Here is a 245-nt window from a genome sequence, read left to right on the forward strand (position 1 = left end):
GGAAATGTTTCCTGCCGTGGCAGTGATATGTGGATCTTTATTGCTTGGGCCGCTAGCTGCAGTTGCCGGCATCGGAATCATCTCAGGCATTTATGTATTGCTCAGTAAATTGTTTGGCGGGGCTGGGACTTATTCAGAAATGTTCCGGGCCGTCATCGTCTCGGGCATTCCTCAAATTTGGCTTTTGCCAATGTGGCTGATTTGGCTACTGGCATCGCCGGCAACCTTTTATACAGAAAGTGATC

1 protein-coding gene is annotated in these 245 nt (G+C 49.0%); it reads left to right on the plus strand.

Features of this window, described 5'->3' with window-relative positions:
• A partial coding sequence (locus SB822_RS59885; protein ID WP_410859483.1) for a hypothetical protein occupies window positions 1-245 on the plus strand: 245 nt, incomplete at both ends.

The sequence above is a fragment of the Paraburkholderia sp. SIMBA_054 genome (assembly GCF_046534875.1).
In the GTDB taxonomy this organism is placed as follows: Bacteria; Pseudomonadota; Gammaproteobacteria; order Burkholderiales; family Burkholderiaceae; genus Paraburkholderia; species Paraburkholderia hospita.